The sequence below is a fragment of the Marinobacter maroccanus genome, from assembly GCF_002933275.1.
GTDB classification, from domain to species: Bacteria; Pseudomonadota; Gammaproteobacteria; order Pseudomonadales; family Oleiphilaceae; genus Marinobacter; species Marinobacter maroccanus.
Genome location: NZ_PSSX01000003.1, coordinates 304,643 through 316,663 on the forward strand (window position 1 = coordinate 304,643; position 12,021 = coordinate 316,663).

General features: G+C 56.9%; 13 protein-coding genes. All 13 read left to right on the forward strand.

What is annotated here, in order from left to right:
* Nucleotides 1–183: 183 nt before the first annotated feature.
* The 13 genes from mnmG (at nt 184) to KEHDKFFH_RS06005 (ending at nt 11,924) form a co-directional block, all read left to right on the forward strand.
* Nucleotides 184–2,070 (forward strand): tRNA uridine-5-carboxymethylaminomethyl(34) synthesis enzyme MnmG, encoded by a 1,887-nt coding sequence (gene mnmG / locus KEHDKFFH_RS05945; RefSeq protein WP_104321061.1) that lies wholly within the window; start codon nt 184–186, stop codon nt 2,068–2,070.
* 9 nt (nt 2,071–2,079) lie between these two features.
* Nucleotides 2,080–2,724, forward strand: a complete 645-nt coding sequence (rsmG, locus tag KEHDKFFH_RS05950) for a 16S rRNA (guanine(527)-N(7))-methyltransferase RsmG (protein WP_104321062.1) — start codon at nt 2,080–2,082, stop codon at nt 2,722–2,724.
* 50 nt (nt 2,725–2,774) lie between these two features.
* Nucleotides 2,775–3,569 (forward strand): ParA family protein, encoded by a 795-nt coding sequence (locus KEHDKFFH_RS05955; RefSeq protein WP_008172572.1) that lies wholly within the window; start codon nt 2,775–2,777, stop codon nt 3,567–3,569.
* Between the two features lie 60 nt (nt 3,570–3,629).
* Complete coding sequence (locus KEHDKFFH_RS05960) at nt 3,630–4,505, forward strand: ParB/RepB/Spo0J family partition protein (RefSeq protein ID WP_104321102.1); 876 nt, start codon at nt 3,630–3,632, stop codon at nt 4,503–4,505.
* Between the two features lie 271 nt (nt 4,506–4,776).
* The gene (locus KEHDKFFH_RS05965; protein ID WP_104321063.1) at nt 4,777–5,175 is read left to right on the forward strand and encodes a F0F1 ATP synthase subunit I; all 399 of its coding nucleotides are present in this window, start codon (nt 4,777–4,779) and stop codon (nt 5,173–5,175) included.
* A 19-nt stretch (nt 5,176–5,194) separates the two neighbouring features.
* Nucleotides 5,195–6,067: a F0F1 ATP synthase subunit A gene (gene atpB, locus KEHDKFFH_RS05970; protein ID WP_008172580.1), complete on the forward strand. Its 873-nt coding sequence runs from the start codon at nt 5,195–5,197 to the stop codon at nt 6,065–6,067.
* Nucleotides 6,068–6,142: 75 nt separating this feature from the next.
* Nucleotides 6,143–6,400: a F0F1 ATP synthase subunit C gene (atpE, locus tag KEHDKFFH_RS05975; protein WP_012138088.1), complete on the forward strand. Its 258-nt coding sequence runs from the start codon at nt 6,143–6,145 to the stop codon at nt 6,398–6,400.
* Nucleotides 6,401–6,469: 69 nt separating this feature from the next.
* The gene (locus KEHDKFFH_RS05980; protein WP_174805021.1) at nt 6,470–6,940 is read left to right on the forward strand and encodes a F0F1 ATP synthase subunit B; all 471 of its coding nucleotides are present in this window, start codon (nt 6,470–6,472) and stop codon (nt 6,938–6,940) included.
* A 15-nt stretch (nt 6,941–6,955) separates the two neighbouring features.
* Nucleotides 6,956–7,492, forward strand: coding sequence for a F0F1 ATP synthase subunit delta (locus KEHDKFFH_RS05985; protein ID WP_064229488.1), 537 nt, complete (start codon nt 6,956–6,958; stop codon nt 7,490–7,492).
* Between the two features lie 28 nt (nt 7,493–7,520).
* Nucleotides 7,521–9,065, forward strand: coding sequence for a F0F1 ATP synthase subunit alpha (atpA, locus tag KEHDKFFH_RS05990; protein ID WP_104321064.1), 1,545 nt, complete (start codon nt 7,521–7,523; stop codon nt 9,063–9,065).
* Between the two features lie 75 nt (nt 9,066–9,140).
* Nucleotides 9,141–10,004: a F0F1 ATP synthase subunit gamma gene (gene atpG, locus KEHDKFFH_RS05995; RefSeq protein WP_104321065.1), complete on the forward strand. Its 864-nt coding sequence runs from the start codon at nt 9,141–9,143 to the stop codon at nt 10,002–10,004.
* A gap of 55 nt (nt 10,005–10,059) precedes the next feature.
* Entirely contained in the window at nt 10,060–11,454 is a 1,395-nt protein-coding gene (gene atpD, locus KEHDKFFH_RS06000; RefSeq protein ID WP_088826496.1) for a F0F1 ATP synthase subunit beta, read from the forward strand.
* A gap of 47 nt (nt 11,455–11,501) precedes the next feature.
* A complete protein-coding gene (locus KEHDKFFH_RS06005) occupies nt 11,502–11,924 on the forward strand; it encodes a F0F1 ATP synthase subunit epsilon (RefSeq protein WP_008172596.1) in 423 nt (140 codons plus the stop codon).
* The last annotated feature ends 97 nt before the right edge of the window (nt 11,925–12,021 follow it).

Sequence of the window (12,021 nt, forward strand, 5' to 3'; positions counted from 1 at the left end):
ATGAATTTCGGTTTTCCACTATCCTCTGAATCTGGCCGGAGACGCCCTTCGGGTACGGTGCCCGGGGCAATCAGCTTTCAACCCGGGCTGACTCTGGTTAAAATTTGCACATTCTGACTGCAATTTCCCAGGTGAGGCGTTATACTCGCCGCCCTATTTTATCCCCGATTTCCGAGGTGAGCTGTGGATTTTCCGACCCGTTTCGATGTCATTGTCATTGGTGGTGGCCATGCCGGTACCGAGGCCGCGCTGGCGGCTGCACGCATGGGTTCCCAAACCCTGCTGCTGACCCACAACATTGAGACCCTGGGCCAGATGTCCTGCAATCCGGCCATCGGCGGTATTGGTAAAAGCCATCTGGTGAAAGAAATTGATGCCCTGGGCGGCGCCATGGCTGAAGCCACCGATCAGGCCGGTATCCAGTTCCGGGTACTGAACGGCCGCAAGGGTCCGGCCGTGCGCGCCACCCGTGCCCAGGCTGATCGCGTTCTCTACAAGGCGGCGATCCGCCATACCCTGGAGAGCCAGCCGAACCTGACCCTGTTCCAGCAGGCGGCGGACGACCTGATTGTGGAAAACGACCAGGTCACCGGTGTCGTCACCCAGACCGGCATCCGCTTCAACGCGAAGACCGTTGTGCTTACCACCGGTACCTTTCTGGGCGGAGTTATTCACATCGGTATGCAACACCATGCCGGCGGTCGCGCCGGTGATGCGCCGGCCAACGCCCTGGCCCAGCGGTTGCGGGAACTGCCGTTCAATGTCGGCCGTCTGAAAACCGGCACGCCGCCGCGCATCGACGCCCGGTCTGTGGACTTCTCGGTGATGCAGGAGCAGTGGGGGGATGACCCCACGCCGGTGATGTCTTTCATCGGCAGCCGTAGCCAGCACCCGGAACAGGTCTGTTGCTACGTGACCCGGACCACCGAACAGACCCACGATATTATTCGCAGCGGTTTCGACCGTTCGCCGATGTTTGCAGGCAGCATCGAGGGCGTAGGCCCGCGCTATTGCCCGTCCATCGAGGACAAGGTAAACCGGTTTGCCGACAAGGACTCCCACCAGATCTTTGTGGAGCCGGAAGGACTGACCACCAACGAGCTCTACCCGAACGGCATTTCCACCAGCCTGCCGTTCGATATTCAGTTGGCGGCGGTGCGTTCGATTCCCGGCTTTGAAAATGCCCATATCACCCGGCCGGGTTACGCCATCGAATACGATTATCTGAATCCGCAGGACCTGCGCCACACCCTGGAAACCAAGTTCATCCAGGGCCTGTATTTTGCCGGCCAGATCAACGGCACTACCGGCTATGAAGAAGCCGGAGCCCAGGGTCTGCTGGCGGGGATCAATGCGGCCCTGCGGTCCCAGGAAAAAGACGAGTGGTACCCGCGCCGGGACGAGGCTTACCTGGGTGTGCTGGTGGATGACCTGATCACCATGGGCACTTCCGAGCCGTATCGCATGTTTACCAGCCGCGCCGAGTACCGCCTGATCCTGCGCGAGGACAATGCCGACCTGCGTCTGACCGAAACCGGTCGGAAGCTGGGCCTGGTGAACGACGAGCGCTGGCAGAAATTCAACGACAAGCGTGAGGCCATCGCCACCGAGCGCAGCCGCCTCGAGGCCACCCGGATTCATCCGAATACCGAGGCCGGTGAGCGGGCCAATGGCTTTCTCAAGCAGCCGATGACCCGGGATCAGTCACTGGCGGAACTGCTGCGTCGCCCGGAGATTGTCTACAGCCACATCGCGGAGATTGGGGCGGATAAGGCCAACGACTCGGTTGTCGCCGACCAGGTGGAAATCGAGATCAAGTACGAAGGCTACATTTCCCGTCAGACCGACGAGATAGAGCGGCTGCGCAAGAATGAAAACACCGCCCTGCCGGTGGATCTGGACTATGACGTGATCGGCGGTCTGTCCAACGAAATCAAGCAGAAGCTCAAGACTGTGCGGCCGGAAACCGTGGCCCAGGCCTCACGCATTCAGGGCGTGACTCCGGCGGCGGTGAGCCAGATTCTGGTTCATCTCAAGAAGCGTGATCTGCTGCGCAAACAGTCGGCCTGATCTGCACCCATGACCAAGTCACTCTGGCATGGCCAGCTCCGGGACGGACTGGCAGCAATGGGCCTGACCCTGGATGAGGATCGGCAGGAAAAGCTGCTGGCTTTTCTGGGCCTGCTCAACAAATGGAACCGGGCGTACAATCTCACCGCGGTTCGTGATGAGCGGCAGATGGTGTCCCGGCAGCTGCTCGACAGCCTGAGCATTCTGCCCTGGGTAACCACGGATCATCTTCTGGATGTGGGGGCCGGCGGCGGTCTGCCGGGTATTCCCCTGGCGATCGCACTGCCGGATAAGCGCTTCACCCTGCTCGACAGCAACGGCAAGAAAACCCGCTTTCTCAACCAGTGTGTACTCGAGCTGGGCCTGGGCAACGTCGAGGTTATTCATGGCCGGGCGGAAGATTGCAGCCCCGAAGAACCCTTTGCCCAGATTAGCAGCCGCGCCTTTACCGCCCTGGAGAACCTGGTGAACTGGTGTGGCGGCCTGTTGGCAAATGAGGGCGAGTTCCTTGCCATGAAAGGTCAGTTTCCGGATGATGAAGTGGCTGCCCTCCCGGCTGGCTGGCAGGTAAAATCCAGCCACTCCCTGGACGTTCCCGGTGCCGATGGCGAGCGCCATCTCCTGGTGGTCGCCCGGGCCGCGAATTCCCGGTAGTTTGGCAGTCGAAGTTCAATACCGCTAACCCATTAACAAGGAGGCAGGACATGGCGCGCGTGATTGCAGTGACCAATCAGAAAGGCGGTGTGGGCAAAACCACCACCTGCGTCAACCTGGCCGCCTCCCTGGCCGCGACCAAACGCCGGGTGCTTCTGGTGGATATGGATCCCCAGGGCAACGCCACCATGGGCAGCGGTGTGGATAAAAATGCCCTGGAACTGTCCGGCTACGACATGTTGACCAAGCGCGCCAGCGCGGCCGAGGTGATCATTCCCGCCGAGGCCTCCGGTTTCGATATCCTGCCGGCCAATGGCGATTTGACCGCCGCCGAAGTGGAACTGATGAACGAAATCGGTCGCGAACATCGCCTGCGCCTTGCGTTGAACACCGTTCGCGACAATTATGATTACATCCTTATTGATTGCCCCCCGTCACTCAGCCTGTTGACGGTGAATGCCCTGTCGGCGGCAGACTCTGTGCTGATTCCCATGCAGTGCGAGTACTACGCATTGGAGGGGCTGGCGGCGCTGATGAACACCGTTGAGCAGATCCAGGAGACGGTTAACCCGAATCTGCAGGTGGAAGGCATTCTGCGTACCATGTACGACCCCCGGAACAGCCTGACCCTGGATGTTTCCGGTCAGCTGAGTGAGTACTTCGGCGACAAGGTGTATCGTGCGGTAATTCCCCGCAATGTCCGCCTGGCCGAGGCGCCAAGCTACGGCGTGCCTGCCCTGAAATACGACCGGGCCTCCAAGGGTGCCATTGCCTACCTCGCCCTGGCCGGCGAGATGGTGCGTCGCCACGGTTCAAAAAAGACATCCGCGCCTGTTGCGGTGTAACATACCGCCCTGTCACTCACTTAAGCACAACGATTTTCAACGGGAAGAATGACTGACACCATGGCGGCGAAGAAACGAGGATTGGGTGAACGTGGACTGGGCGCCCTGCTGGCGGGCTCCAAGGTCAATCTTGACCAGGAGCTGAAAGACCACGACGGTGAGCTTCGCGAAGTTCCCATTGATCTGATCCAGCGAGGCCGGTTCCAGCCCCGTCGTGATATGGACCCTGCCGCCCTTCAGGAACTGGCGGATTCCATTCGCCAACAGGGTGTTATGCAGCCGGTGGTAATTCGTCCCATCGCGGAAGGTCGCTATGAGCTGATTGCGGGTGAGCGTCGCTGGCGGGCCACCCAGATGGCTGGCCTGGACAGCATTCCTGCCATCATCCGGGATGTTCCCGATGAAGCCGCCATCGCCATGGCGCTGATCGAGAACATCCAGCGCGAAAACCTCAACCCCATTGAAGAAGCCTTCGCCCTCCAGCGCCTGCAGGACGAGTTTGGCCTGACCCAGGCTCAGGTAGCCGAAGCCGTTGGCAAATCCCGCACCACTATTACCAACCTGCTACGACTGATCGGACTGTCTGAAGACGTTCGTATCATGCTCGAGCACGGTGATCTGGAAATGGGCCACGGCCGGGCGATGCTGACCCTGGCCCCGGAACTGCAGATGCAGGTGGCCAAACAGGTGGTGGCCAAATCCCTGTCGGTTCGCCAGACCGAGGCTTTGGTGCGGCGGGTGCAACAGGAGACCCCGGACAGCAAATCCCGAAAAAAGGGCACCGTGGACCCCAACATTCGCGCCCTGCAGGATGATCTGGCCGAGCGGCTGGGCGCACGGGTGTCGATCGATCATGGCCAGCGTGGCAAAGGCAAGCTGGTGATTGAATACAGCTCTCTGGACGAACTTGACGGCATTCTTGGCCACATCAAATAAAAGGTCTGGGTTTTATCGGCCTTCCGGGCCCCCTACGAAAGTTCGTGCCTGGCTGTGTACACAACATGTAGTGGTGAAAAACTGAACGGCCGTCTATTTGTGACTAAAATTGCCAAAACCCAGTTATTACGCCGCTTTTGACGGAGCAGCTGCTGCCCGGTTTTGTTGATTCGTGCACATTGAACACATATAATCTGCGGCGCTCGTATCGGTGTATTTGCTTACTTTTTAGACGACATCGACCGAAAAGCACCGTACTTCCGGGACGAACATGACGAAGGCAGCTTCAGGCGGTATTGGCCGCCCGCCCATTGCACGATGGTTTGTAATAGAGAGTGTGGTACTTGTCTTCGTCAGCCTGGCGTTTCTCTTGCGAGGCCAGGTTTCCGGTTATTCAGCGCTGCTGGGCGGACTTATCTTTCTGATCCCCCATGGTTATTTTGCGCTCAAGGCATTCCGCTTCGCCGGCGCGCGGTCTGCCAAGAAGATCATGACTTCTTTTTACCAGGGTGAGGCCGGCAAGCTCATCCTGTGCGCCATCCTTTTCACGATGGTGTTTAAATGGATTCAGCCGCTTGATATAGCGGCACTTTTTTTAACATTTGCGATCATGCTGGTCACCAACTGGTTGACACCGCTTCTGGCGGGCAGCAATACGCAGCAAAGCTAACTGGACCTGGGAAACCGTTATGGCAGGAAGTGCATCAGAATATATCCAGCATCACCTCCAGAACCTCACCTACGGCAAACTTCCGGCAGGCTATGAGCGTGCCGACGGAACCGTACTTCAAGATGCAACCTGGACGCTGGCCCACACCGGCAGGGAAGCATCCGACATGGGCTTCTGGGCACTGCACATTGATTCACTGGGCTGGGCGGTCGCGCTCGGTGCCCTGTTCCTGTTTATTTTCCGTCTGGCCGCAAAGCGTGCCACCTCGGATCAGCCCGGCGGGCTGCAGAATTTTGTTGAAGTGATGGTTGAGTTCGTCGACCAGAGCGTGAAGGAAACTTTCCACGGCAAGAACAAGGTTATCGCGCCCCTGTCGCTGACCATTTTCTGCTGGGTGTTCCTGATGAACCTGATGGACCTGGTGCCGGTGGACTTCCTGCCGCAGCTGTTCCACCTGATGGGTCTGGAATACATGAAGGTGGTTCCGACCACCGACGTAAACGTTACTCTGGGTATGTCCCTGTCGGTGTTTGCCCTGATCATCTACTACAGTCTGAAAGTGAAGGGCGTGGGTGGCTTCGTCGGTGAACTGACCCTGCATCCCTTCTCTTCCGACAATCTGTTCCTGAAGATTTTGCTTGTCCCGATCAACTTCCTGCTGGAAGGCGTGAGCCTGATCGCCAAGCCGATCTCACTGGCGCTGCGTCTGTTCGGTAACCTGTACGCTGGCGAGCTGATCTTTATCCTGATTGCACTGCTGCCGTTCTGGGCACAGTGGGCACTGTCTGTTCCCTGGGCGATTTTCCACATTCTGGTTATCACCCTGCAGGCATTCATCTTTATGATGTTGACGATCGTGTACCTGAGCATGGCTCACGAAGACAGTCACTGATCGGACACCATTAAGCCGTAGTTCTAAACCCTAAACCCTTAAACTGAAAAACCTAACTGAAAACTGGGAGTTATCATGGAAACTGTAGTTGGAATGACCGCTATTGCCGTTGCACTGCTGATTGGCCTGGGTGCCCTGGGTACTGCGATTGGCTTTGGTATCCTCGGTGGCAAGTTCCTGGAAGGCGCTGCGCGTCAGCCGGAAATGACCCCGATGCTGCAGGTTAAAATGTTCATCGTTGCAGGTCTGCTGGACGCCGTAACCATGATCGGTGTTGGTATCGCTCTGTTCTTCACTTTCGCCAACCCGTTTGTCGGCCAGATCGCCGGTTAATCGAGTCGCCAGAGCCGGGGTTTTACCCCGGTCAGATGATTCTTAACAAAACAGGCGAGAGGTGAAGACGTGAACATTAATTTGACGATGATTGGTCAAGCCATCGCGTTCTTTATCTTTGTCGTCTTCTGCATGAAGTACGTGTGGCCGCCAATCATGGCCGCACTGCAGGAGCGTCAAAAGAAGATCGCTGACGGACTGGCTGCCTCAGACCGCGCTGCGCGCGATCTGGAACTGGCTCAGGAAAAGTCAGCTCAGGAACTGCGTGAAGCCAAGCAGCAAGCTGCTGGTCTGATTGAACAGGCCAACAAGCGCGCGGCCCAGATTGTGGAAGCATCCAAGGATGACGCCCGCAAGGAAGGCCAGAAGCTGATTGAGCAGGCCAAGGCCGAAATTGAACAGGAGCGCAATCAGGCTCGTGACGCTTTGCGTGCAGAAATTGCCACCATTGCCGTTGCCGGTGCTGAGAAGATCCTGGAAACCTCTGTCGATGCCTCCAAGCACAACGAGATGTTGGAAAAACTGGCGGCAGAACTTTAAACGACGAGGTTCATCATGGCAGAACTGAGAACGCTGGCCCGTCCCTACGCAAAGGCAGCATTTAGTGCCGCTCAGGAGCATGAACAGCTGGCTGAGTGGTCCCAGGTGCTGACAGTTGCCGGGCAGGTCACCGCGAACAAAGACATTCGACAGCTTCTCGCGAATCCGGGTCTGGAAGAGCAGAAGAAGGCAGAACTGATTCTGGAGGTCGCTGAAGATGGCGTCACCGATCAGGTCCGCAACTTTTTCGCTGTACTGGCTGAAAACCGCCGGCTGACTCTTCTTCCTGAGATTGCAGCGCTCTTCAACACGTACCGGGCTGATCTGGAGCGCACTGTTGATATCGAAGTCACCGCGGCTTTCGAGCTGACGGACGAACAGCAACAGAAGCTCGCCCAGGCACTTTCGAAGAAACTCGAGCGGCAAGTGTCACTCGCAGCGTCATTGGACAAGTCTCTTATTGGCGGCGTGATTATTCGCACCGGCGATATGGTCATTGACGCATCTGTACGCGGAAAGCTGACCAAGCTGGCCGACGCTCTGGGCTCCTGATTTCAGCACAAGGTTTGAGGATATTGGCATGCAGCAACTGAATCCATCCGAGATCAGTGACATCATCAAGAAGAGAATCGAGAAACTCGACATCTCTTCCGAAGCAAAGAACGAAGGTACGATCCTGTCGGTTTCCGACGGTATCGTGCTGATCCACGGTCTTGCCGACGTTATGTACGGTGAGATGATTGAATTTGCCAACGGCACATTCGGTATTGCGCTGAACCTGGAGCGCGATTCTGTTGGTGCCGTTGTACTGGGCGATTACGAAGATCTGGCGGAAGGTCAGAAAGTTCGTTGTACCGGTCGGATCCTGGAAGTTCCGGTTGGTCCGGAACTGATGGGCCGTGTTGTTGATGGTCTGGGTAACCCCATCGACGGCAAGGGTGACCTCGGTACCGACCTGACCTCTCCGGTGGAGAAGGTTGCACCGGGCGTTATCGCACGTCAGTCCGTTGATGAGCCGGTTCAGACTGGTCTGAAGGCGATCGACACCATGGTGCCGATCGGTCGCGGCCAGCGTGAGCTGATCATCGGTGACCGTCAGATCGGTAAGACCGCTGTCGCCATCGACGCGATCATTAACCAGAAGAACACCGGCATCAAGTGTATCTACGTTGCCGTTGGTCAGAAGCAGTCTTCCATTGCCGCCGTTGTGCGCAAGCTGGAAGAGCACGGTGCGATGGATCACACCATCGTGGTTGCCGCCGGTGCCGCCGATCCTGCAGCGATGCAGTTCCTGGCTCCGTACTCCGGTACCTCCATGGGTGAATACTTCCGTGACCGTGGCGAAGACGCCCTGATCATCTACGATGATCTGTCCAAGCAGGCTGTGGCTTACCGCCAGATTTCCCTGCTGTTGCGCCGTCCGCCGGGCCGTGAAGCCTATCCGGGTGACGTATTCTACCTGCACTCCCGTCTGCTGGAGCGTGCGTCCCGGGTAAACGCTGATTATGTTGAACAGCTGACCAACGGTGAAGTGAAAGGCAAGACCGGTTCCCTGACCGCCCTGCCGATCATCGAAACCCAGGCTGGTGACGTTTCCGCGTTCGTACCGACCAACGTAATCTCCATTACCGACGGTCAGATCTTCCTGGAAACCAACCTGTTCAACTCCGGTATCCGTCCGGCAATGAACGCCGGTATCTCCGTATCCCGGGTAGGTGGTTCAGCCCAGACCAAGATCATGAAGAAGCTTGGCGGTAACATCCGTCTGGCTCTGGCCCAGTATCGTGAACTGGCCGCTTTCGCACAGTTTGCTTCCGATCTCGACGAAGCAACTCGTCAGCAGCTTGAGCACGGTCAGCGTGTAACGGAACTCATGAAGCAGAACCAGTACAGCCCGATGTCTGTGGCTGAAATGGGTACGGTTCTGTTCGCAGCCAACGAAGGCTTCCTGGACGACGTTGATGTCGACAAGGTAGTGAAGTTTGAAGCGCAGATGCTTGACTGGATGCGCTCCGAGCAGAAAGACCTCCTCGACAAGATCAACGAGAAAGGCGATTACAACGACGAAATCGCTGCCGGCCTCAAAGCTGCACTTGAGAAATTCAAGACCACTCAGAGCTGGTAAGAAAACGGGCCTGCGGCTAACGCCGCGGGCCGCTTTTCGTAGCAACGAGTGTCTAACTTGAGAAGGCAGTGAGTTATGGCCGTCGGCAAAGAAATACGTAACCAGATTTCAAGCATCAAGAGCACGCAGAAAATTACCAGCGCCATGGAAATGGTGGCTGCGAGTAAGATGCGGAAGGCTCAGGAACGCATGCAGGCAACCCGCCCGTATGCCGACAAGATGCGTCAGGTGATCGGGCACATTGCCAAGGCGAACGCTCAGTACAAGCACCCGTTCATGGTCGAGCGCGAAGTAAAGCGCGTGGGCTATATCGTGGTGTCGACTGATCGTGGTCTCTGCGGTGGTCTGAACATCAACCTGTTCAAAACGCTTGTCCGTGAAATGAAAGCGTGGAAAGAAAAAGGAGTGGAAACCGATCTGTGCGCCATCGGGCAGAAAGGGGCTTCCTTTTTCCGGAGCTACGGCGGCAATGTCGTCGCGGCGTTGACCCATCTGGGGGACAGCCCGAGCTCTGAAAAACTCATCGGCAACGTCAAGGTTATGCTGGATGCGTTCTCGGAAGGCAAGATTGATCGCCTTTACGTGGTAAACAACGAGTTCGTCAACACCATGACCCAGAGCCCGAAGGTGGAGCAATTGTTGCCCCTTCCTGAGAGCGAAGACGAAGAAGAGATCAAGAACCAGTGGGATTATCTCTACGAGCCCGATGCCAGGCAGATCCTCGATGGCCTTCTGCCACGTTTTATTGAATCCCAGGTGTACCAGGGTGTGGTAGAAAATCTGGCATGTGAACAGGCAGCCCGGATGATCGCCATGAAGAGCGCAACTGATAACGCCGGTGGCATTATCGACGAACTTCAGTTGGCTTATAACAAGGCGCGTCAGGCAGCCATTACCCAAGAGATATCGGAGATTGTGAGCGGCGCCGCTTCGGTGTGATCCAGCCCACAATCCAACTGGTTTTATTGACTATCAAGATAACGAGGAACCGAGCATGAGTAGCGGACAAATCGTTCAGATCATTGGCGCGGTTATCGACGTGGAATTCCCACGTGACTCCGTACCCAAAGTATATGACGCACTGCTGCTTGAAGGTGGCGAAACAACTCTGGAAGTCCAGCAGCAGCTGGGCGACGGCATTGTTCGTACCATCGCCATGGGCAGCACCGAGGGCCTGAAGCGTGGCCTGAAAGCAGAAAACACCGGCAAGCCGATTTCGGTACCGGTCGGTACCCAGACTCTGGGCCGTATCATGGATGTCCTGGGTCGACCCATCGACGAAGCCGGCGATATCGGCGAAGAAGAGCGTTGGGCGATTCACCGTAAGGCCCCGGGCTATGCCGACCAGGCAGCGTCTGCGGACCTGCTGGAAACAGGCATCAAGGTTATCGACCTGATCTGCCCGTTCGCCAAGGGTGGTAAGGTTGGCCTGTTCGGTGGTGCCGGTGTTGGTAAAACCGTAAACATGATGGAGCTGATCAACAACATCGCGAAAGAGCACTCCGGTCTCTCCGTATTCGCGGGTGTTGGTGAGCGGACTCGTGAAGGTAACGATTTCTACTATGAAATGAAGGACTCCAACGTCCTCGACAAAGTAGCGATGGTTTACGGTCAGATGAACGAGCCTCCCGGAAACCGTCTGCGTGTGGCCCTGACCGGTCTCACAATGGCTGAGAAATTCCGGGACGAAGGTCGTGACGTACTGTTGTTCGTGGACAACATCTACCGTTACACCCTGGCCGGTACCGAAGTATCCGCACTGCTCGGCCGTATGCCGTCTGCGGTAGGTTACCAGCCGACTCTGGCTCAGGAGATGGGTGAGCTGCAGGAGCGTATTACCTCCACCAAGAACGGTTCCATCACGTCCATCCAGGCGGTCTACGTACCGGCGGATGACTTGACTGACCCGTCGCCTGCGACCACCTTCTCGCACCTGGATGCTACTGTTGTACTGAGCCGTGACATCGCTTCCAAGGGTATCTACCCGGCGATCGACCCGCTGGATTCCACCTCCCGTCAGCTGGATCCGTTGGTTATCGGTCAGGAGCATTATGAAGTGGCCCGTGGCGTGCAGACTAACCTGCAGCGCTACAAGGAGCTGAAAGACATCATCGCCATCCTGGGTATGGATGAACTGTCAGAAGAAGACAAGCTGACCGTAGCCCGTGCCCGTAAGATCGAGCGTTTTCTGTCCCAGCCGTTCCACGTTGCTGAAGTCTTCACCGGCTCCCCCGGTAAGTACGTTTCCCTCAAGGAAACCATCAGCAGCTTTAAGGGCATCCTGAATGGTGACTATGACGAACTGCCCGAGCAGGCGTTCTACATGGTTGGTACCATTGAGGAAGCGGTCGAGAAAGCCAAGGAAATGAAGAGCAAGGCAAAGAGCTAATCTGAGCCGACGCATTTGTTTCCGGATCGATCAAAGAGGCAACTGACATGGGTATGACCGTGCATTGTGATGTGGTAAGTGCCGAAACAAAGATCTATTCCGGATTGGTGGAAATGCTGATCGCAGCGGGCTCTGAAGGTGACCTGGGTATTGCCCCGGGTCACACCCCGCTGCTGACCCAGCTGAAGCCGGGCCCTATTCGGATTATCAAGCAGGGCGGTGAAGAAGAAATTCTTTATGTGTCCGGCGGATATCTGGAGGTCCAGCCCAATCTGGTGACTTTGTTGGCGGATACCGCGGTTCGTGCAAAGGATGTGGACGAAGCAGCCGCACTCGAAGCTCAGAAAGAAGCCGAGAAAGCACTTGCCAACAAGACCGGTGAATTCGAGTACTCCCGTGCCGCTGCAGAGCTGGCCGAAGCTGTCGCTCAGCTTCGTACCATCCAGCAGCTGCGTAACAAAATGCGCTAAGCATTTTCGTTTCGGGTTTGCCGAACACCGAAGCCGCATCCTGAGCGGCTGGAAGACCAACGTGTTACGTTGGCCATCCGGCCCTGAAGGGTGCGGT